General features: G+C 40.4%; 19 protein-coding genes. 1 reads left to right on the forward strand and 18 read right to left on the reverse strand.

Features of this window, described 5'->3' with window-relative positions:
• Nucleotides 1-15 precede the first annotated feature (15 nt).
• Complete coding sequence (locus tag EKM61_RS00335; RefSeq protein WP_068225327.1) at nucleotides 16-654, forward strand: YigZ family protein; 639 nt, start codon at nucleotides 16-18, stop codon at nucleotides 652-654.
• A gap of 105 nt (nucleotides 655-759) precedes the next feature.
• Here the strand turns inward: EKM61_RS00335 and EKM61_RS00340 are convergent, their stop codons facing one another.
• From EKM61_RS00340 to EKM61_RS00425, 18 genes are all read right to left on the reverse strand, one after another.
• Nucleotides 760-1,833 carry a glycosyltransferase family 4 protein gene (locus tag EKM61_RS00340; protein ID WP_068225328.1) on the reverse strand — a complete coding sequence of 358 codons (1,074 nt, stop codon included), beginning with the start codon at nucleotides 1,831-1,833 and terminating at the stop codon, nucleotides 760-762.
• Nucleotides 1,834-2,234: 401 nt separating this feature from the next.
• The gene (rny, locus tag EKM61_RS00345; RefSeq protein ID WP_068376740.1) at nucleotides 2,235-3,797 is read right to left on the reverse strand and encodes a ribonuclease Y; all 1,563 of its coding nucleotides are present in this window, start codon (nucleotides 3,795-3,797) and stop codon (nucleotides 2,235-2,237) included.
• Between the two features lie 299 nt (nucleotides 3,798-4,096).
• Nucleotides 4,097-5,266, reverse strand: coding sequence for a recombinase RecA (recA, locus tag EKM61_RS00350; RefSeq protein ID WP_068225330.1), 1,170 nt, complete (start codon nucleotides 5,264-5,266; stop codon nucleotides 4,097-4,099).
• 104 nt (nucleotides 5,267-5,370) lie between these two features.
• Nucleotides 5,371-6,618, reverse strand: coding sequence for a competence/damage-inducible protein A (locus EKM61_RS00355; RefSeq protein WP_068225331.1), 1,248 nt, complete (start codon nucleotides 6,616-6,618; stop codon nucleotides 5,371-5,373).
• A gap of 329 nt (nucleotides 6,619-6,947) precedes the next feature.
• The gene (pgsA, locus tag EKM61_RS00360; protein WP_068225332.1) at nucleotides 6,948-7,535 is read right to left on the reverse strand and encodes a CDP-diacylglycerol--glycerol-3-phosphate 3-phosphatidyltransferase; all 588 of its coding nucleotides are present in this window, start codon (nucleotides 7,533-7,535) and stop codon (nucleotides 6,948-6,950) included.
• Nucleotides 7,536-7,703: 168 nt separating this feature from the next.
• The gene (locus EKM61_RS00365; protein ID WP_068225333.1) at nucleotides 7,704-8,708 is read right to left on the reverse strand and encodes a helix-turn-helix domain-containing protein; all 1,005 of its coding nucleotides are present in this window, start codon (nucleotides 8,706-8,708) and stop codon (nucleotides 7,704-7,706) included.
• 85 nt (nucleotides 8,709-8,793) lie between these two features.
• On the reverse strand, nucleotides 8,794-9,522 hold the full coding sequence (gene ymfI / locus EKM61_RS00370; protein WP_068225334.1) for an elongation factor P 5-aminopentanone reductase: 729 nt from the start codon (nucleotides 9,520-9,522) through the stop codon (nucleotides 8,794-8,796).
• A gap of 3 nt (nucleotides 9,523-9,525) precedes the next feature.
• Nucleotides 9,526-10,824: an EF-P 5-aminopentanol modification-associated protein YfmH gene (gene yfmH, locus EKM61_RS00375; protein ID WP_068225335.1), complete on the reverse strand. Its 1,299-nt coding sequence runs from the start codon at nucleotides 10,822-10,824 to the stop codon at nucleotides 9,526-9,528.
• Nucleotides 10,824-12,095 carry an EF-P 5-aminopentanol modification-associated protein YfmF gene (gene yfmF, locus EKM61_RS00380; protein ID WP_068225336.1) on the reverse strand — a complete coding sequence of 424 codons (1,272 nt, stop codon included), beginning with the start codon at nucleotides 12,093-12,095 and terminating at the stop codon, nucleotides 10,824-10,826. The genes yfmH and yfmF overlap by 1 nt, the downstream gene beginning before the upstream one ends.
• 81 nt (nucleotides 12,096-12,176) lie before the next feature.
• Nucleotides 12,177-14,537, reverse strand: a complete 2,361-nt coding sequence (locus EKM61_RS00385; RefSeq protein WP_404802787.1) for a DNA translocase FtsK — start codon at nucleotides 14,535-14,537, stop codon at nucleotides 12,177-12,179.
• A 350-nt stretch (nucleotides 14,538-14,887) separates the two neighbouring features.
• Entirely contained in the window at nucleotides 14,888-15,289 is a 402-nt protein-coding gene (locus EKM61_RS00390) for a DUF1149 family protein (protein ID WP_068225338.1), read from the reverse strand.
• Nucleotides 15,290-15,306: 17 nt separating this feature from the next.
• Nucleotides 15,307-17,370: a DNA topoisomerase 3 gene (locus tag EKM61_RS00395; RefSeq protein ID WP_068225339.1), complete on the reverse strand. Its 2,064-nt coding sequence runs from the start codon at nucleotides 17,368-17,370 to the stop codon at nucleotides 15,307-15,309.
• A gap of 22 nt (nucleotides 17,371-17,392) precedes the next feature.
• Nucleotides 17,393-17,902 (reverse strand): tRNA (uridine(34)/cytosine(34)/5-carboxymethylaminomethyluridine(34)-2'-O)-methyltransferase TrmL, encoded by a 510-nt coding sequence (trmL, locus tag EKM61_RS00400; protein ID WP_068225340.1) that lies wholly within the window; start codon nucleotides 17,900-17,902, stop codon nucleotides 17,393-17,395.
• A gap of 243 nt (nucleotides 17,903-18,145) precedes the next feature.
• Nucleotides 18,146-18,574 carry a hypothetical protein gene (locus EKM61_RS00405; RefSeq protein WP_068376736.1) on the reverse strand — a complete coding sequence of 143 codons (429 nt, stop codon included), beginning with the start codon at nucleotides 18,572-18,574 and terminating at the stop codon, nucleotides 18,146-18,148.
• Complete coding sequence (locus tag EKM61_RS00410) at nucleotides 18,555-18,770, reverse strand: hypothetical protein (RefSeq protein WP_068376733.1); 216 nt, start codon at nucleotides 18,768-18,770, stop codon at nucleotides 18,555-18,557. The genes EKM61_RS00405 and EKM61_RS00410 overlap by 20 nt, the downstream gene beginning before the upstream one ends.
• 13 nt (nucleotides 18,771-18,783) lie before the next feature.
• Nucleotides 18,784-19,074: a hypothetical protein gene (locus tag EKM61_RS00415; RefSeq protein WP_068376728.1), complete on the reverse strand. Its 291-nt coding sequence runs from the start codon at nucleotides 19,072-19,074 to the stop codon at nucleotides 18,784-18,786.
• Nucleotides 19,075-19,246: 172 nt separating this feature from the next.
• On the reverse strand, nucleotides 19,247-20,698 hold the full coding sequence (locus tag EKM61_RS00420; RefSeq protein WP_075168876.1) for a LysM peptidoglycan-binding domain-containing protein: 1,452 nt from the start codon (nucleotides 20,696-20,698) through the stop codon (nucleotides 19,247-19,249).
• Nucleotides 20,682-21,173, reverse strand: a complete 492-nt coding sequence (locus EKM61_RS00425; RefSeq protein WP_082924836.1) for a holin — start codon at nucleotides 21,171-21,173, stop codon at nucleotides 20,682-20,684. Before EKM61_RS00425 ends, EKM61_RS00420 begins: the two co-directional genes overlap by 17 nt.
• Nucleotides 21,174-21,175 lie beyond the last annotated feature (2 nt).

Raw genomic sequence — 21,175 nt, forward strand, 5'->3', positions numbered from 1 at the left:
TAAGGAGTCATAAAAATGTTAAAAAATTACGTTGCCATTGCTCATAATGGCACCCACGAAATTGAAATTAAGAAGTCGCGCTTTATTTGTTATTTAGCCAGAATAAAGGATTCTACTGAAGCAGACGCAATTCTCACACAAATAAAGAAAGAACATTACAAGGCCAATCATCACTGTAGTGCCTATGTATTAGGTGATCATGATGATATTCAACATAGCCGTGACGATGGGGAACCATCTGGAACTGCCGGTGCACCGATGCTCAATGTTTTACAACGCCAACATTTGACAAACACACTTGCCGTAACCACCCGTTATTTTGGAGGGATTAAACTAGGCGCTGGTGGTTTAATTCGCGCGTACAGTCATTCGGTGTCTGAAGCAACTGCAGCAATTGGGTTAGTCCAGGGAACCTTGCAGCAAGAACTACAGGTACAAATTGCTTACAAGCAACAAGGTGCCCTAGAACACTACCTTGAAGCTAATCACATAACCGTCGCTGATACCGCCTACACCGTTAACGTTAGCCTAATCATCCTAATTGCTAGTGAACAAGTGGAGACCACTAAAATGGCCATCACTAACCTACTCAGCGGTCAGGTTGCGTTTAAATTAGGCCACACACGTTACCATGAAGTCCCCTTCAAACAATAAAAAACGAACTCTCTTTCCAACAAAAATAAAGTGAACCCCCAAGATTGGTCTTTTGTCCAATCTTGGAGGCTCACTTTAAAACTCTGCGGAAATACAGTTCGTTTTTTATTTATTATGGATTATATAACGGATTAAATTTAGTAATGGTTGTCGCTTGGGACCAATCAACCCAATTTCTTCGACAAAAATCTCTAAACTGATCAGCACGGCTACAGTTAGCGCAATTGATCCCCAAAAACTAGATAATGGTAGCAATAATGCAATTAATGAAAAAATTAGTGCAATTCCATAAATCGCAATAACCGTTTGCCGGTGCGTTAGGCCCATCTGCATCAAGCGGTGGTGTAAATGATGTTTATCGGCCTCCATAATCGGTCGATGATTTAATAACCGCCGAACAATTGCGTAAAAAGTATCCGTGATGGGAACGCCTAAAACAAGCACTGGCATAACAACAGAAATTACGGTTGCGTTTTTTAAACCCTGCAATGATAGAACTGAAATCATAAAACCAATGAATAAGGACCCGGTATCACCCAAAAAAATGCTTGCCGGATGGAAATTATATGGTAAGAAACCGATCAAACTGGCCACTAAAGCAAAGATCATAATTGGAACATCAATATTATCAACGTTTAAAAAGAAATAGGCAATTAGGCCCATTGTCAGTAGCGCAATTAACGAAACTCCGGTTGCCAGGCCATCAAGCCCATCAATTAAATTAATTGCGTTAGTAATTGCTAAAATCCATAAAATGGTTAGCGGTAATCCCCAAATACCTAGATTTATTTTCCCAATCCACGGTAAACTAATTGTTAGAATCCGAATTTGGGCGACGTAATAAATAACCAAAGCAGCTAATAGCATTCCCGTCAGTTTTTGCCACGGCGAAAGCTCGATCATGTCATCTAACAAACCCGTGATAATAATAATTGCTTCACCTAAAAAGATACTGTAAAGGATAGGTGTTGGAAATTGCTCACGCAGCAAAACAAACGTTGAAAATGTAAAGGCTATAAAAATCGCTAATCCACCAATCGTTGGAATTGGAATTTTATTAACCCGGCGAGCATTAGGGTCATCTACGGCACCCACTTTTATCGCAATCCGCCGAACAATTGGCGTCAAGACTGCGGCGATAAATACAGTTAAAAATAGTTTGACGAAAATGTTGAACATAAAGTACGCTCGCTTTCTAATTACACTACCTACTGAGCTTCATTATACAAATTGCTATTTTTTTGCACAAGCTTAAACTAGTTAATATTCGTTTAAATAAAGTGAAGTTGGTAGTCCGACTGGATATGGCAAATTTCAAATTATTTTTCTAAATGCAAAAATCTTAACGCGAGTCACTAAATATGCCACCTCAGCATGCCAATTATTAATTAATTTTACCAATTTTTTAAAAAGCCAATCGCCGACTGGTAATAACTAATAATTTTAGAAAAATATTTATAGCTGCTATTCACTGAACTGGATCGGAACCTAAATAAAAATATCCTAGTTTAAATTTTAACCGCACTATTCAAAAAATAGGGGCCATGACAAAAATACTTTCGTCACTACCCCTACTAACCCTACTTAGCATATTCAATTGTTCTTGTTTCGCGAATTACAGTTACTTTAATATGCCCAGGATAATCCAATTCAGTTTCAATTTGTTTACGAATATCACGAGCTAATACAACAGCGTCTAAATCACTAATTTCGTCTGGCTTAACCATAACTCGAACTTCACGTCCAGCCTGAATCGCGTAACTATTCTTAACGCCATCAAAACTATTTGTAATTGCCTCTAATTTTTCAAGGCGATGGATGTAATTTTCTAACGATTCAGAACGAGCGCCTGGTCGGGCGGCCGAAATAGCATCACCTGCTGCAACTAAAACAGCAATAACAGATGTTGGTTCAACGTCCCCATGATGGGAAGCAATCGCATTAACGACGACCTCATTTTCATGGTATTTACGAGCAATCTCAACACCAATTTCAACGTGTGATCCTTCAACTTCATGGTCTAAAGCTTTACCAATATCGTGTAATAATCCTGCGCGTTTCGCTAATGTAACATCCTCGCCTAGTTCTGCAGCAAGTGCTCCAACTAACTTGGCAACTTCAATCGAATGATCCAATACATTCTGACCGTAACTAGTCCGGAAGTGGAGTCGACCCAAGATCTTAATTAAATCTGGGTGCATACTGTGAATTCCAATATCAAAAATGGCTTTTTCACCAATCTGACGAATTCGTTCATCCATTTCTTTACGTGACTTTTCAACCATCTCTTCAATTCGAGCTGGATGAATCCGACCATCCTGAATTAACTTTTCAAGTGCCATTCTAGCAATCTCGCGCCGAACAGGATCGAAGCCACTTAAAACAACGGCTTCTGGAGTGTCATCAATAATAAGGTCAATACCAGTCAGGGTTTCTAACGTTCGAATGTTGCGCCCTTCACGACCGATAATGCGCCCTTTCATATCATCATTAGGTAAATTAACAACTGAAACAGTTGTCTCCGAAACAGAATCTGCAACACTGCGCTGAATAGCATAAGCGATTAAACTCTTAGCCTTACGATCTGCTTCTTCCTTTGCCTTATCTTCACTTTCCTTAATCATAACTGCTCGTTCATCAGATAAATCTGACTTCATTTGATCCATTAATATCTTACGAGCATCATCCTTAGAAAGTGCAGCCACCCGTTCCAACTCTGTCTGTTGCTTCTCGATTAACGAGGATACTTCCTTTTGCTTTTCATCAATGAGTTGTTGTCGCGCACTGATTTTATTCTCCTTATCTTCAAGAGAACGTTCTTTCTTATCAAGCGTATCATCCTTGCGGTCAATAGTTTCTTCTCGTTGAATTAAACGATTTTCTTGCTTGGTGACGTCAGCACGTCGCTCCTTTAACTCATTTTCAACCTCGGCCCGATAGCGATGATTTTCATCTTTTGCTTCTAAAAGAGCTTCTTTTTTCTTTGTTTTAGCTTCTTTTTTGGCATCAGCGATGATGCTATCAGCAGTTGTACGTGCAGCATCTAATTGTTTTTCAAGAAACTGCTTACGTAGAACGTATCCTAAGATTAAACCGACAACTAACATGATGACTGCGAGAATTATCGCGATAGATAGACTCATATCTTCACCTCCGCATCATCAAAAACGATTATTGCTAACCGTATATAAATTTTAAGATGTTTATTATTTGATTATTTACACAACCTTTATTTTATAGTTGAATTACTGTCATGTCAACTTTATTAAAACTTAGTAACATTATTACAAAATAAAAAGGCTAGGATTTTTATCCCCGCCTCTTACTATTTCTGAGCGCTACTCTAGAACGTGCGCCAAAAGTCTGGATTCGCGTGTCTAACTAAGCTATGCAGTAAACCCCAAAACCGACTTTTGTCTCATTTTTCTTCCTGATCTTACCTTTAGATATCTAATTGACTAGGATCTTTTGTATCTGACGTTTTTGCATTTATTTTGGCCTTAACACTTGCATCTGTTTTGGCCTCCGACTTTGCATTAGCACTTGATTCTACCTTATTTTTTGCTTTTGTTGCTTTTGTTGCTTTAGCATCCGCCTTTGTTTCCGTAGGTGTCTCACTTGCTTCAGCAATTCCGTAAGCTTCACGAACTTTTTGCTTGATTTCGGCCATAACTTCGGGATGATCGCTTAAATAATGCTTAGCATTTTCACGTCCTTGACCAATTCGATCCTCACCATAAGAGTACCAAGATCCACTTTTATCGACAATATCTTTTTCAACCGCCATATCAACTAATTCACCGGTTTGGGAAATACCTTCACCATACATAATGTCGACTAGCGCAACCTTAAATGGTGGTGCAACCTTGTTTTTAACAACCTTAATCTTAACTCGATTACCGATTATGTCAGTACCATTCTTAATTTGCTCCGCCCGTCGAACTTCCAGCCGAATGGTCGAATAAAACTTCAAAGCACGGCCACCAGGAGTTGTTTCGGGATTACCAAACATAATACCAACTTTTTCCCGAATCTGATTAATAAAAATGGCAATCGTTTTTGTCTTATTAATTGTGCCCGAAAGCTTACGCAGTGCTTGCGACATTAGACGTGCTTGCAAGCCCACGTGCGCATCGCCCATCTCACCCTCAATTTCAGCTCGTGGTACTAAGGCGGCTACAGAATCCACTACAACAAGATCAATCGCACCACTGGAAACCAGTGCGTCCGCAATCTCTAAACCTTGTTCACCGGTATCCGGTTGGGAAAGTAATAGATCATCAATATTAACCCCTAAATTTGCAGCATACTTAGGATCCATTGCATTTTCAGCATCAATGTACGCCGCAGTTCCCCCACGTTTCTGAACTTCAGCAACTGCGTGTAACGCTACGGTTGTCTTACCTGAACTTTCAGGGCCGTAAACCTCAACAATTCTGCCCCGTGGATAACCACCAACACCTAAAGCTTCATCCAATGCCAGTGAACCAGACGGAATTGTCGAGATCTGCGTATCCGCCTTTTCCCCTAAACGCATAATTGAACCCTTACCAAAATTCTTTTCGATTTTTTTTAATGCAGCATCTAAAGCCGCCTTACGTTCATCAGCCAAGCGATATCCTCCTTGTTAAAAGTGAATTATTCACCAATTTCATTAACAATGATACAGAACTAAATTCAAAAAAGCAAGAATAAAGTGAACAAGTGTTCTCACTTTTATTTATCAGCTTGCAACTTATGCAGCAATAAATCAAAACCAGTTAAAACACTTTGTTGCCGAACCAAGTTACGTGTTCTCGAAAAATGAAATAAGTGTGCTTCCGGAGCCTGATCACGATACGCAATGCCAATATAAACGGTTCCGGCTGGTTGTCCTTCTAGCTCGTCAGGTCCAGCCACCCCAGTAAAAGAAATACCAATATCAGTTTGTAATGCGGCCTTAGCTTGCCGGGCCATTGCGATCGCCGTTTCTTCGCTCACAACGCCGAATTTCTTTAAATCAGCCGTAGGAATATTGAGTAAATGTGCTTTTTCGGCCAAAGAATAGGTTACAAAGCCACCATTAAAAATGGTCGATGCACCAGCAATACTGCCAATTTCACTTTGGAACATGCCGGCAGTTAAACTTTCGGCGGCAGTTATCGACAACTGGCGCTGCTTTAATAAGTTTACTACGACGGCCGGCAAAGAATTATGCTCGCCGTAACCATAGAAATAATTACCAACCTGAGCCTTAATTGAAATTTCAATTTGATCTAGCATTTGATTGGCAAGTTGTTCCTGCTTTGCTTCGGCGGTAATTCGCAAAGTTACTTCGTTGATTTTCGCGTAGGGGGCAATGGTTGGGTTGGTCTGGTGATCAATTAAATCGGCCAAACGTGTAACTAATTCCGACTCACCAATCCCGTGAAATCGTAAAACGCGCGAAACCAAAACATTATTCTGTGCGTAAAGTTTTACTAGTACAGGCCGGGCAGATTGTTCAAACATTGCAATTAGCTCACTTGGCGGTCCAGGCAACAACATATAAGTATGCTTAGTTGCTTGGTAAAGTGCACCAACGGCCATACCGACGGGATTATCCAATGGCTGACTATGTTCAGGTAGCATTGCCTGAATTCGATTATTTTCCGTCATCAGGCGCTGCGATCGTATAAAATACTGATTAATTACACCCATTGCCGCATCATTAATAACTAGTTTTTCGTTTACATGCTTCGCTAAAGTTTGTTTTGTTAAATCATCTTTAGTTGGTCCTAGTCCACCAGTTAAAATAATTAAATCACTTCGCGTATCCGCAAGTTGAATTGCCTGTTCCAAACGATCTGCATTATCACCAACAACGCTCTGATAGTAAACATCAATCCCTAAATCGGCCAATTGTCGAGCAATAAAGGGTGTCGTTGTGTTCGTAATCTCACCTAAAAGTATTTCCGTTCCAACTGCAATAATTTCTGCACGCATATTTTATCCTCCACACTTAATAACCTCTGCAAAAAATGACTGATTATTTTTGCCCCGAAAATGTTTAAAAACTTTATTAGTATTTTCCTGACTAATTTGGTGTAAACGTGGTTGAAAAAGCAGGTTCCTGCGCACTTTTTCAAACACTTCCCCAGGCCAATTATTCTAAAATTAATTATCGAAAAAGCTCAGAAGTCCGTTGCACAATTATAAGTAAAATAAAAGAACAAACGCCCAGTTCTAAAATTATTAGCCCTAACTGAAGCACGACACCTTAGTCTAAATTAATTTTAAAATCTAATTTCGTTTGTTCTATATTCAGTTCTTTCCTAATGAAATGAATCCGCAAAAATGTGACGACTTTCGTAAAAATACTGGATGCCTGAATAGATTGTAAAGAATAGGCAAATATAAAGTAAAGTCAACGCCATTGGAAAGTGAATATTATTAAAGAAAACATTATTTAGAAATAAAAAGATAATGGCCAGCATTTGGGTCGTTGTTTTTATTTTCCCGGGCATTTCTGCCGCAAGGACAACATGTTCATTGCTCTCGGCCAGAAGCAAGCGTAACCCAGTCACCGCTAACTCGCGACAAACAATAATTGAAACGACCCAGGAAGGTACCTTCCCCATGCCCACGAGAATAATAAAGGCCGTCATAACTAACATTTTATCGGCCAACGGATCAGCAAATTTACCAAAATTTGTGACTAAATGGCGACCCCGAGCAATACGACCATCGATTAAATCGGTCAAGGACGCAACTATAAAAATCAAGGTACCAATAACCTGGGTCCATGGAATTGAAGTACCAGCAATAGCCACGCTACCGATGCTCCAAGGAACAAGGACAACAAGTATAAAAATAGGAATTAAAAGAATTCGAATAACAGTTAAACGGTTTGGTAAATTCATGAGGATTCCTCCTTAATTTAAAATCGGTTCTACCCCGTAATAGACTTTCTTAATGCTCAAAACAATATTTTTATTTAGTGACCAAGAAAAAAGAGCGGCCAAAGGTTTCTTTTAAAATCAATTATAGGTATTTCACTTATAATTTGCCTTTGCCCACTCACTTAACAATTAACGTGTTGTCGCAGCGGGTGTACTAGTTGTATTTTGTTGTGCTACTGAGCTACTCTGTGTACTCGTGCTTTGGCTGGCAGTTGAACTACTTGTCGCCGCCGAACTAGCAGTAGAACTACTACTAGCATTTGCTGCATTTTGAATGTTAATCGTAATTTTCTTAACAATTCCGCCAACATTCTTTGGGTCAAGGTTAACGGCCTTATCATTTAACTTAGCCTTAGTATTTGTTGCATTCCCGGTTTGAATAACAAAGGAAGTCGTTCCTGCCGGTAAATCGATCGTCTGTTCAGCCGATTTCAACGTTCCTTGCCAAACCGTCTTACCACCAGCAGTGACTGAAGACCATGCCTGCTTAGAATCATCCGCATAGAGTGCCAGTTTGTTTGTTGTTGGTGCATTGGTATAGTTAAAGGTTGCCGTTGTTGTCGTATTCGTCAAATTTTCAAGCTTTGGTGTAGTCGCTTTAGTTTGCTTCTTAGTTGCCTTTTTAGCCTGACTTTGACTGGATCCATTTGAACTCGACTGCTTCTTCGAGCTAGATTGGACTGAAACTGAAACGGAAGAACTATCAATAACAGCCTTACTTTGCTGCCGGTTACCACGAGTAAAGGCAAAAACAACGCCTAAAATAATAATTACAACGACAACAACAATAATCGTTGGCAAATAACGTTGTAATTGGCCAAGCACCTGATTAGATGGGCGGCTAGCCGTTCGCGTATCCGGCTTACCTGCTGCCGGAGTTGTTTCTTCCTGCGGTCGCACCTGCGGAATAGTATCATTAAATTCAGTTAATAACTCTTCACTATCAAGCCCAACGGTATCTGCGTATTGCTTAACAAACGCCCGTACGTAAAAATCACCAGGCAACTGATCAAAGTGCCCTTCCTCAATTGCGATCAAATAACGCTTTTGGATTTTAGTGATCTGTTGTAAATCATCCAGGGTATAACCCTTTTCAACACGTGCATCACGTAATTTCTGTCCGATTTCACTCATTGCTTATTTTCACCTACAGCCCTTTTCACAAAAATTCAATTCTAGTATAGCATAACCTAAAAGCCCGTTTCATTAAGAATTTCTTTTATTTACGCCAACCACCACTCACGTAAATCGTTTGACCAGTTAAATAACCAGCAGCTGGATCTAATAATGCCGCGACCCAATAAGCAATTTCATCTGGCCGCGCTAAACGACTGGCCGGAATTTCCATTTTTAGATTTTCTTTTGCTGCCGTTGAAAACTGTTGATTCATTTGGGTATCGACAGCCCCAGGTGCAATGACATTAACCGTAATTCCTAAGGAAGCAACTTCTTTAGCGTACGCATTGGCAAAGGCCGATTGTGCCCCTTTAACTGTACTATAGCCAACTTCCATTGCACTGCCACTGCCCCCGTAGACCGAACCTACAAAAACAATTCGTCCGCACTGATTCTTAGCTAGTTTAGGTGCCAATCGTTGGCATAATAACATCGGTAACTTGATGTGCATTTCCCACAACTGTTCAATTTGTTGACTAGTCGTCTCGGAAAATAAACCATACGTTGTTATCCCTGCCGCAAAAATCACTGCATCAACCTGAAATAGTCGTTCAGTTAACTCGTCCAAATGCGCTTCCACGGTTAAATCGTACTGCAAGACGAAAAAGTCCTGTTTCGGATAGGTCTGCTGTAATTCCGCCTGTAACTGTGAAATTCGCTGCTCACTATGAAAATAGTGTAAATATAGTGACCAGCCAGCTTTAGCTAATCGCCTTGCCACTACCGTACCGATATCCCCTGAGGCGCCAATGATTAATGCTGATTGATGCATCTTTTAACCTTCTTTGGGTTCAATATGGAACACACTAATTGCCGCTTGACGAATAAAGCTCTCGGCAACCTGCTTAACGTCAGTTAAAGTAATCTGCTCAATAATTTGGACAAGATCAAATAATGTCGCATCCCCAAAATGATCACCTGAATATTCATTAGCAATAAATTCTAGGCTATTAAATGATTGCAGTAAGCGGCCTAACGCTTCTTTTTTAACCAGTTCTAACCGATCAGCAGTTAATTCCGGACTTGCTGCAGCGTGATCTAAAATAGCAATGATTGCATCTGACAATTCCTGTGGGTTATCCGTATCACCGCTCAAAGCCGCGAAATGAAAAGTACGCTCAACGTTAAGTTCATAACCAAACGTATCGTCAATAACGCCCTTATCATAAAGCCGCAGGTAATTAGCGGAAGAATCCCCGAATAACAAATCAAACAATAAATTTAAAGTTGTTCGGTAAACGAGGCCGCTACGATCTTGTTTAACTTGATCTAGGCCTTTGATTCCAACAACACTCTTGCCCCGGTTAACCGGCATTTCAATCACTCGGTAAGGAATAATATCACTACCATCAACTGCCTCAGTTGGAAATTGGCGTTGAATTGGTGCGGCCGGTGCAAAAGTTTTAGTCTCCTGGTTTGCAGTTATCCATTTTAAGGTTTCATTTGCATCAATGTTCCCCACAACGAACAGGTTCATGTTACTAGGATGGTAGAACGTTTGGTAAGCAAGGTATAAATCATCTGCGGTAATTTTAGCGATGGATTCCACTGTACCAGCAATATCAATTCTTACGGGATGTTTAGGGTAGAGATTTTGGACAATGCCAAAGAACAAACGCCAATTCGGATCATCATCGTACATTTCAATTTCTTGCCCAATAATGCCTTTTTCTTTAGCAACCGTTTTTGGAGTAAAGTAAGGGTCCTGCACAAAATCCAATAAGGTCGTTAAATTCTCCTGAACATGGTTTGTCGCCGAAAAAAGGTAGCTAGTTCGTGTAAAACTAGTAAATGCATTCGAACTAGCGCCATAACGACCAAATACTTCAAATACGTCGCCGTCTTTTTTATCAAACATTTTATGTTCTAGGAAATGCGCAATTCCATCTGGTACCGTCGTTAATTCTTGTTGCCCCAACGGCACAAATTTACTATCAATTGAACCGTAATTAGTGGTAAATACAGCGTAAGTTTTGTGGAAGCCAGCTTTAGGTAAAAGCGCCACCTTTAAGCCATTAGCCAAAGTATCCGTATAGAGTGTTTCATCAAGATTTTTATAGTGCTTAACCTGCATTAGGCCTGTCCTCCTTCACCATTTAGAAAATAAATGGCCTGTAACTTAATCTGCTTAGCCAACGCTTGAATCTGTTGTTTCGTAACTGCCATAATTTGCTGCTGGAAATCAGCAATAGCTATTTTGGATGTAGGTACCAGCGTTTGAATTAACTGTTGATTTGTTAAGTACCCTGTACTATCTAATCCAGAAATATACTGATTAATAATCATTGCCTTAGTTTTAGCGATTAGATCATCACTGAAATCCCCTGCCTGAACGGAAGCAAGCTGTTTGGCCACAATGTCTAGTACCTGAGTCTTATTTTTTGAATCAATTCCAGTTTGCACAGTAATTATCCCGCGGAAGGCATCGTAGGAGCTAGAAGCATAGTAGGCCAAACTAGCCTTTTCACGAACATTGGTAAATAGTAAGGCTAACGGTGAACCGCCAAAAATACCATTAGTAACCAACATTGGTAAATAATTCGGCTCATAATAATAGGTCGGAACTTGGTAGGCCAAATTTAGTTTTCCTTGTACTACTGCCTGTGTTTGGGTTTCTTCCTGAATTTGCTCAAAAGTCGGTTGGTGATAAAAAAGTGGTGTTGTTGGTACTTGACGCGCCGCAAAAGAAAAGTCAGCAAGCGCTTCCTGAACAGCGGACTCATCAACATCACCCAAAACATTAATTAAGATTTGATCCTCACGTAACATTTTTTGGTAATACTGGTAAAGTTCATCCGGTTGAATCTGATCTAAAACAGATTGACTACCAAAACTGGGAACGCGCTGGTTTTCATCATTTTTAAAATAGAGGGCTTGCAATTTTAAACTAGCATAAGCCTGCTTATTATCGTAAACTGACGCCAAATAGGCAGTCATATTTTCCTTTTCCCGCTGAAAAGTGGTCGCCTCAAAGGCGTTATCAACAATGTTAGGTCGATATAAAACTGACTTTAAGAACTCAAGTCCTTCGGCTAGCAAACCAGTTTGCACTGGTAAAAACTTATCATTAGTTAACGTTAAAGTAACGGTAAAGAAATGGGCGTTTCCGCGCTTGTTCACTGAAATGCCAAAATTTGCACCGTACATCGCCGATAACTTGGCTGCTAAATCAGTCTGGGTTGGGTAGTCGGCACTATTAGTTTCTAGTAAACTAGCCAATAATGAACGCTTTGTGATTGTCTTATTGTCTAAAGGTGCCAAAAAAGTCAGCACAATTCTAATTGTTTTGAACTGCTTTGATGGTATAACGTTTAAAGTAACACCATCTGTCAAGGTTTGTATCAAAGAAAATCCTCCTATTTTTAAACCGCCTAATTTTTAAGGATACTATAATCATACGAGATTACCAAAAATCATGCAATCCTCTTATTCTTTTGCCGCATCATCTTGATCGCGAATGTAAACCTTTCGCGGCTTACTGCCCTCTGAAGGACCGACGATTCCGCGCTGTTCCATTTCGTCAATCATTCGTGCGGCACGATTGTAGCCAATTCTAAACCGTCGTTGCAACATTGAAATGCTCGCAGTCTGCAACTTAGCAACTAATTGAACGGCATCGGGAAATAGCTCATCGTCGGGATTATCTAGTTCTTCTTTAGTTTCATCATCCGGCAACATATTATCATCATATTCGGCCGTTTGTTGTTCCTTAATAAAGTTAACAACTGCCTCAACGTCCTTAGCAGCAATAAACGCTCCTTGAACACGAATTGGCTTATTCTGGTCGATTGGTAAGTATAACATATCCCCCCGCCCTAATAATTTTTCAGCCCCGGTACTATCAATAATTGTTCGTGAATCAACGCCTGAAGAAACTGCAAAAGCCATCCGACTAGGCACATTGGCCTTAATTAACCCAGTAATAACATCGACTGAGGGCCGTTGCGTTGCTAAGATCATATGAATCCCAGCGGCACGCCCCATCTGCGCCAATCGTACAATGGCGTCTTCAACTTCATTTGACGCCACCATCATAAGGTCCGCTAATTCATCAACAATTGAAACGATATACGGCATTGTTGGTTGCTTTTCATCAGCCGTTTGATTTTGCTGTTGAACACCCTGATTGTATTCCGTAATATTACGTTTCCCGAACTGAGCAAATAATTCATAGCGTCGTTCCATCTCGGCGACAACTTTGTGTAGCGCTTGGGCCGCTTTTTTGGCATCAGTAACGACTGGTGTAATTAGGTGCGGTACCCCATTATAAATGGATAATTCAACCTTTTTAGGATCAATCATCATTAGCTTAACTTCATCCGGTTTGGCCGCCATCAAAATTGCCGTAATAATATCGTTAATCATCACTGACTTACCACTACCGGTGGCCCCGGCGATTAATAAATGCGGCATTTTAGTGATATCAATCATAATTACGTTACCAGAAATATCACGCCCAACTGGTACTATTAGTGGCTTTCCTGGATGTTTCGGTTGCGACTCAATCACATCCCGAAAAGAAACCGTTGAGATCTGGCGATTTGGAACCTCAATTCCAATTAAGGACTTACCAGGAATTGGCGCCTCAATTCGAACATCCTTTGCCGCAAGTGCTAGTGCCAAATCATCCGTTAAACTAACAATTTTGCTAACCTTAACGCCAATAGCTGGCTTTATTTCATACTTAGTAACTGCTGGTCCCAAATTAACATTTTTCACTTCAACATCGATCCCAAAACTATCAAAAGTTTGTTTCAGCTTAACACTATTTTTTTTAATTGCTTGGTACTCATCACTTTGATCAGTTGGTGGAATTGCCTGTAATAAATCAGGACTAGGAAGGACGTAATTGCTGGCCGTCATCGTTGGCTGAACCAATGTTTGTGCCGGTGTCTCTTCTTTTGTAGCCGTGGTTTTTGCTAACGAAATCGGATCAACCGTTGCCTGTTGTTGCTGGCTCTGCTGTGTGGCAACATTAATCGTTGGTGCGGCGTCTGCGGCCTTTTGTGCAACTGGCTTTGGTAAATCTTTGTCCGCTGTAATTGGCGCCTTTTTCATAACTGCTGGCTTTTCAGACTTTTTTTGTGGTGATCGCAGCGTTGTTGACCAACTAGGAATAATTTTTCCAATTGTCTGAATAAGTGTTTGCAGCCCACTAATTAACCACTGAACACAATGTTTAATACCACTCACCAAGCCGGTCAACAACTTGGTTATTGCCTGAAATGGAATATCCAGCATCAGCATCACCCCGGCTAGCAAACCTAGTCCGGCTATGATATAAGTACCAAATTGAGCAACTAAAAAGTAGCTCAGGCTATAAAGGGCGGCTCCGGTCATTCCACCGCCAAGCGTAACTGTTACACTGCCCTTTTGAAAATCAGCCATTAAAAATCGCCAAGCGACACTCCAAAAATGACTGTGGAGATTCAATTGAATAAACCATTGTGCCTCTAGTAACAGTAACAAACTAAGGTAGGCCAAACTAAGCCCTGCCAATCGTTTCTTGGGCAATACTGGTCCCCGCCCGCTTACTAATAGAAATAGGCCATAAATGGCCAGTAATGCGGCTAAAAACTGAAAAGTGTCGCCGCCTAAAAAACGAAAACAATTGGCAAATAAGTTCCCAATAAAACCCCATTTAAAAATTGCAAAAATACTAACTAGAATAAAGAAAACACCGATCCCATTTACGGAACGGGTTGTTTTTTTAGCTTTTCTTTTTCGTGTGGCTGTACTTTGGCGTTTACGTGTTGTTCGTTTACGTCGTGGTTTTTTAGTTGCCACAAAAACACCTACTTTCAAGACTTCTCCACTCATTATACACAAACTTTTGTTTGCACCGGAAGAAAACTTAACGTTATTTAATTAAAGAGCGTGGGCAAGACCGATTATATTGGTATTCAGTAAAAAAGCGCAAAACAAAGTTAATCCGGGACCTAAATCACGTGGCTAGTCGCCCTAATTTTAACAAACTAGGGGCGTGTTTGAAAAAGCTGGAACTACTCTTTCAAGTACGCCGCGGCAAAATTGGTCAGCAACGAACTAGCAAAAGTAATTTTCAAACACGGCCTAAGTAACGTGGTCAAGCCGATCTTTGTTTTGCGCTTTATTTGAATTAATCGTACTTCAAGTAATTACTGCTTATCAGAATCAGCATCGTTAGGTTGGAAATCCAGTTGAACACCATGATCAATGGCGACAATCGTTATCTGATAAGTTAGTGTTTCAATATATTCTACCAGTGGTCGGGATAATTTTTGCATTTCTTCGGCCGGAATATCACTGGGCTCACCATTAAAATCCAATAGCTGAACAATTCGCCGAATTAAACCACTAACTTGAAAGCCATCCAGAGTTACTGTAAATGGAACTGAAAACTGAAAAATCTTTCCTGCAGCCATCTTTCCCCCGGCACCATCCCCGGTTGCTTCAACTTCCGTTAATGAAACTTGAACATCAGTTGTGGGCTTAGCGTCAGAAGCAACACGGTCATAATGGAAATGTTCAACAATAATTGGTTCTGCCTTAGTTTTCATACTGGGCTTCCTCCCTGCTATTTTCGGGTCATTGCAGCTTTCAGCGCTTGCGCTAACGGACTTTCCTGTGGTTCATCATCAGCATTAACTTTTTTTAATAATTGTGTTTCTTCATGTTTGCTCATCTTTTTATGTTTTTTAATGTCGGTTACCTTTTGGGTCAAATTACAATTAGTACACTTAAAGTAATCCCCCTTCTCACCGGTCAGTAAAATCATCTTTTTATGACATTGTGGGCAACGATGATTAGTCACCTTAGGATCACGACGACGATAATAATCACAATTCTGATTACTACAAACCAATAATACACCATTACGGGTTTGCTTTTCACGTAAATGGGCTCCACATTTAGGACATACCTTGGCCGTTAAATTAAAGTCCTTATAGTCGGCAGAACTGTTTTTAACTTCTTTAACCAAATCCACCGTTGCGTCACGAATTTGCGTTACAAATTTCTGTTGTGATAACTGTCCTGCGGCAATTTGCTCTAATTCAGTTTCCCACTGTGCCGTTAATTTAGGCGACGTTAGGCTGGGATTAACTAATTTAAGCAACTGATTACCCTTTGGCGTCACCTTTACGTGCCGCCCAGTTCGTTCCATCAAGCCGGTGGAAATTATCTTTTCAATAATTTCGGCTCGTGTTGCCGGCGTTCCCAAACCATCTTTTTCCATTTGAACCAATAACGTTGCTTCACTGAGCGGTTTTGGTGCTTGTGTTAATTGCTTATTTAACGTCAGTTTACCGGCCATTACCGTCCCTTTGTTGAATTTCGTAATATTCTGTGAAGTTAACTCAACTTGCTTAAAACCAGCAACCGTCACTTGCGTCACTTTGAGGACAAAAGTTGTTGTTTTTAGTCGTAAAGAATATTGTTGTTGTGCTTCTTGATAGTCAGGCAAAAACAAGCCAATGAAACGCTCCACGATTAAATTATAAATTTTCTGTTCATCATTGGAAAAACGCTCGGCCTGAGGCATCTGTTCAGTGGGAATCAAGCCATAATGATCGCCGACCTTAGCATCATTAAAAACTTGTTGTTGCAATACTGGTGCCTTTTTGGCCGCCAATTTTTTGGCCTGTGGTTCATAACGACTAATTGCAATTAAACGTTCCTGCATCGTATTCTTTAAATCACTGGTTAAATATTTAGAATCGGTCCGCGGATACGTCACCACTTTATATTGCTCATAAAGCATCTGTAACAAATTAAGTGTCTTCTTTGCTGAAAATTGGTAACGCTGATTGGCGTCTTTTTGTAATTCAGTTAAATCATAAGGTAGTGGCGCCTTTTGCCGCTTGTTCTTCGCCTTAATCTCCGTCACTACCGCCGTTTCATCCTGTAATTCAAGCTGGAGGGCCTGAGCTTTTTCTAAAGTCAGGCGCGGATTGCCCTGCATTTGTGCATCACCATGTTTGGTCACAAAGCTTAAAGTGTAGTACGTTTGTGGCTTAAATTGATTGATTAGCGCCTCTTGCTTCGCTACTAGCCCTAAAGTGGGCGTTTGAACCCGGCCGGCTGATAGATTATCGTTGTATTTTACCGTTAACGCTCGGGTAACATTCAATCCAATTAACCAATCGGCCGTCGCGCGTGCCTTAGCCGCAGAATACAAGTTATCGTAATCCTTAGCCGGACGTAAATGTGCAAATCCATCCTTAATTGCCTTATCCGTTTGCGACGAAATCCACAAACGTTTAACTGGTTTATTAAAACGAATATACTCTAAAATCCAACGAGCAACTAACTCACCTTCACGACCAGCATCAGTTGCAATAACTGCTTCTTTAATATCTGACCGCTTGCCTAGCGTTTGAATGGCCTTTAATTGTGCGCGTGTTTTAGGTAACGGCTTAGTTTCCATTTGTTTTGGTAACAGCGGTAAGGTATCAAAGGTCCAAGTTTGCCATTCCTTTTTGTAGTCTTCCGGCATTTTTAGCGTCATCAAATGACCTAACGCCCAAGTCACAATGTAATCCTTACCTTCATAGTAATGACGGTTCTTTTGATCTGCTTTTAAAACTTTTGCCAGTGATTCGGCAACACTCGGTTTTTCCGCAACAACTAAAGTTTTCAAAAAAGGTCTCCTTTATCGTTGGTTATTTTAATTTGTCGTGTTCATAAGTATGGCTCCGCTCTAAACCGGCAAAATTTTGTTGGCGTAAAGCTTCATAAATAATGATGGCAGCCGTATTTGATAAATTTAGCGCCCGTACTTTGTTAGTCATCGGAATCCGTAATGCTTTTTCCGGATTTTCCCGCATAAAGGGTTCTGGCAAACCAGTTGTTTCCTTTCCAAACAGAAAATAATGATCTAATTGCGTATCTGTATAGTCAACGTCAGAATAAACTTTATCTGAAAATTTACTAATTAAATATAGCTTAGCGTTTGCGGGTAAAGATGCCATAAAAGCATCCAGACTTTCATGATAAGTAATATCAACCTTGTTCCAATAATCTAGACCAGCACGCTTCATATGCTTATCATCCGTTGAAAAGCCCAGCGGCTCAATTAAATGAAGGTGGGTATCCGTTGCCGCACAGGTTCGGGCAATATTCCCTGTATTAGCTGGCATCAGTGGTTCATAAAGTGCAATATGATTCGTCATAACGTGAACTTCCTTTTTTAAATTTACTTTTAAGTATAAACTAAATGGCGCATTACGTAAAAAGACAACAAAAAAACGTATCGCTTTTTTGTAGCTTGCTTAGATTGCTATTATATCAGTATTTACAGGCTATGCAATTAAAAAGTTACCCAAAGTTACCCATTTTAAAATCCTGGGCGGATTAAATACATAATATAAAATTTATCGCAAAAAGCATCGACAATTAATTTTGCCGGTGCTTTATTAATCTTCATCAATATAGTTTTTATATAATTCGATTGATTGGATTATATCGCTGGTTGTCATGTCATTTAACAGATCAATTGTATCACCCATCGCGATGTCTTCTTTTTCAACCTGATTCGCATACTTAGTTATTTTACCAGTAAAATTCTTAATAAATTGAGCGAATTCCGTCTGCCGATTACCAATTTGTTTCTGAATCCAATCAGCCTCGTACGCTCGAGATAATTTTGCTATTATCTCCCATTTAGCTTTTTTTACATCGGTTTTGCCAGTTCGATAGTTCGAGATGTTCATCTGGTTAATACCAGTTGTGTTAGCGATAAAAGTCCCAGAAATTTCAGTGTCTGCCAGAAGTGCTTTAGCTTTATCCATGTCGCTGCCTAAATCATCACGCCAACTGTTCTGACTATTTATTAAGATGCTCATTAAAACTGCCCTCCTTATTTTGATAGCTAGCAATAGCTGCTTTATGCTGTTCCGGCGTGGAATCACCCACATTTAACAATTCCGTCCAGTACCAAAACAGGTCTTTTTTGGTGCGCTTATTTAGCTCTTTTTCGCTAACCGTATTTTCTTCATAGCCTAAAATATTCTCGATTAATTCTGCTTTTGTTTGGATCATGATGGTTTCCTCCTTATTTCAATAGGCGTCTTGCGCTGTTAACTTGTTCATTTGAAACGTTAGCTCGATTTTTTGCGGATTGGTAAGACTTTGAATGCTTATCAGCAAACAATAGGCTCATGGCATCTACTACATCGCCGCTAGTTGCATCGGTCTTATAATCAACGCTATAATTTGCTACAGAACCATCTTTACGCAACTGGAAGTTAACTGCGACTACGTCGTCCCAAGTTTTCCCACTTGTTAAGATTACTTGTTGTTTCTGTTCTCTGGTTAGATTTTCAGCTAAGATTAGTTTATTCATTTTTAAAGCTTCCTTTCTTTTTGCTTCCTCATCTCTATGTATTAAATATAACACTATTATATTTAGAATGCAATAGTATTATATAAATAAATTAAAATGTTTTGTTTTTTTAGGCACAAAAATAACGCCACCTCCAATTAAGGAAGTGGCGTTTTTAATTTATCCTACTATATTAATAGACTAAGCTTTGTCCAGTCCAAATTAAATTAGTATTGCTAATATTGTTGTGACTAGCTAAAGCAGAGACGCTTGTGCCAAGTCGATTAGCGATGCTTGATAAACTGTCACCGTATTTAACGATATAACTGCGGTTAGTAGTTGTTGCACCACCGGTAAACTTAATCTGTTGACCAACACTGATATAGTTGTAGTTAGTAATCCCATTGTAAGCAGCTAATACGGCCGTATTTAGGCCGTGTGCCGTCGCGATGGCTGATAAGGTGTCGCCTGAACGCACAGTGTAATAGTTGCTGTTACTTGCCGTTGACGCGCTACCTTTGACGGTTAATCGTTGACCAACGCTAATCAGATTAGTATTGCTAATATTATTAAGGCTGGCTAACGCTGATACGGTTGTTCCGTAAGTCGACGCGATACCACTGAGCGTGTCACCTGATTGCACGATATAACTAGATCCAGTACTAGTTGATGCGCCAGTTACCGATAAAATCTCGGCGTTACCGCGATTAATCCAGCTATTGATGCCGGATAACAATAATTTAGTGCCGCTAATCTCTGACACTTTGTAGTTTTGCCCTTTGACCCAAGATGGAATAGATTCGCCGGTCGCCCAGCGGTTAGCGCTAAAGTTAACCTTAACCGTGTCGCCAATCTTGATATCCGACTTTGCCGTGTTGTTAGCAGCTTGCCCAGCGGCGATTGCTGGTGTTGTCGTAGTTGGCTTAACCGCAGTGCCACCAGTTGAGCTAGTCGTAGTGCCTTTATAGCCGTTATCTGTAATCCCAGTTAAATCGACATCACCATCTAGGCCACCAGCGTTATAAGTACTAGTAAATTGGAAAATACCAATATTATCAGCGCTTGGGAAGTAATTGTAATTAGGCGATTTAGTCACGTTATAATCAGGATATTCTGCCAACCATAATGAGTACTTGCTTGCTAAATAAGTCAGATTAATATTGTTTTGCAGGAAGTTTTTATAGCCATATAATACCGGTGTAAAGCCAGCTTGCTTAATCCGATTAAGTGCGTTATCAAGCACAGCCGTGTTCTGGTAGCCAGATTCAACGTCTAAAGCGACAATTGACCCTTTAGGTGTTTGTACCTTTGGCAAGAAATAATTCAGCACTGTATTAGCTGTGCCGTTATCTGTGATTCCTTGCCACCAGATATAAGTGTGCGCCCGTTTTCCTTGAGCAATCGAATACTGGACTTGTGTATTATAAGTCGATTGATCATATACCCCGCCGGCGTAACCGCCAATTTGGCTAATACTAAACTTGTCCTGTGGCGATCCAAAGACACCGTTATTGCCCTGATATTTAGACCAGTCTACCCCTTGTTGTCCCTTAGCAGCTTGTGCTGGAGCATTGGATAAAACTATCGGAGCAATTAAAAAAGCAGCCGCTAATGCGACTGCCCCTGTTTTAATTTTGTGTTGCATTACTGGTCTCCTCCTTGACGGGCGGGATGTCTACTGTTGCTTCCGGAGCTGGAGCCGTAGAAGCTGCTGAACTAGCCGCACTTGAAGCGGTATCCTTGCCAGATTGTAAGATATTGATCAAGTTTTTAAGTTGCTCAACCTCTTTTTGCAAATTATCATTTTTATCAGCCACTGCTTGCTTAGCGTCACTATTGGTTTTTACGGTTGTAGCAATCCCACTAACCCCGTCAAATAGGCCACTGGTTGCACCACCGGTTAATGCGCCGGCCAAAGCAGCACTAGCGTAATTAGTGTCGTGAGTGATAACTACCGCAACTAGGCCGCCTAAGGCACCAATAATAATACTGGCCCAAGGCAACACCCAGCTAGGCAAATTGGTGATTTTCTTGAGTGCTTGTGTGGCAAGACCTGATACAGCGGCAATCACTGCCAACTCAGCGGCGGTTGCTAAATTTAAATTAGTAATAATATTCATAA

It is taken from the genome of Loigolactobacillus backii (genome assembly GCF_003946275.1).
GTDB lineage: Bacteria > Bacillota > Bacilli > Lactobacillales > Lactobacillaceae > Loigolactobacillus > Loigolactobacillus backii.

What these genes read in the sequence shown, in the direction of transcription:
- EKM61_RS00335 (WP_068225327.1), top strand. Translation starts at nt 16, where the DNA reads ATGTTAAAAAATTACGTTGCCATTGCTCATAATGGCACCCACGAAATT.
- EKM61_RS00340 (WP_068225328.1), bottom strand. Translation starts at nt 1,833, where the DNA reads ATGTTCAACATTTTCGTCAAACTATTTTTAACTGTATTTATCGCCGCA.
- rny (WP_068376740.1), bottom strand. Translation starts at nt 3,797, where the DNA reads ATGAGTCTATCTATCGCGATAATTCTCGCAGTCATCATGTTAGTTGTC.
- EKM61_RS00355 (WP_068225331.1), bottom strand. Translation starts at nt 6,618, where the DNA reads ATGCGTGCAGAAATTATTGCAGTTGGAACGGAAATACTTTTAGGTGAG.
- pgsA (WP_068225332.1), bottom strand. Translation starts at nt 7,535, where the DNA reads ATGAATTTACCAAACCGTTTAACTGTTATTCGAATTCTTTTAATTCCT.
- EKM61_RS00365 (WP_068225333.1), bottom strand. Translation starts at nt 8,708, where the DNA reads ATGAGTGAAATCGGACAGAAATTACGTGATGCACGTGTTGAAAAGGGT.
- ymfI (WP_068225334.1), bottom strand. Translation starts at nt 9,522, where the DNA reads ATGCATCAATCAGCATTAATCATTGGCGCCTCAGGGGATATCGGTACG.
- yfmH (WP_068225335.1), bottom strand. Translation starts at nt 10,824, where the DNA reads ATGCAGGTTAAGCACTATAAAAATCTTGATGAAACACTCTATACGGAT.
- EKM61_RS00390 (WP_068225338.1), bottom strand. Translation starts at nt 15,289, where the DNA reads ATGAAAACTAAGGCAGAACCAATTATTGTTGAACATTTCCATTATGAC.
- trmL (WP_068225340.1), bottom strand. Translation starts at nt 17,902, where the DNA reads ATGACGAATCATATTGCACTTTATGAACCACTGATGCCAGCTAATACA.
- EKM61_RS00405 (WP_068376736.1), bottom strand. Translation starts at nt 18,574, where the DNA reads ATGAGCATCTTAATAAATAGTCAGAACAGTTGGCGTGATGATTTAGGC.
- EKM61_RS00410 (WP_068376733.1), bottom strand. Translation starts at nt 18,770, where the DNA reads ATGATCCAAACAAAAGCAGAATTAATCGAGAATATTTTAGGCTATGAA.
- EKM61_RS00415 (WP_068376728.1), bottom strand. Translation starts at nt 19,074, where the DNA reads ATGAATAAACTAATCTTAGCTGAAAATCTAACCAGAGAACAGAAACAA.
- EKM61_RS00420 (WP_075168876.1), bottom strand. Translation starts at nt 20,698, where the DNA reads ATGCAACACAAAATTAAAACAGGGGCAGTCGCATTAGCGGCTGCTTTT.
- EKM61_RS00425 (WP_082924836.1), bottom strand. Translation starts at nt 21,173, where the DNA reads ATGAATATTATTACTAATTTAAATTTAGCAACCGCCGCTGAGTTGGCA.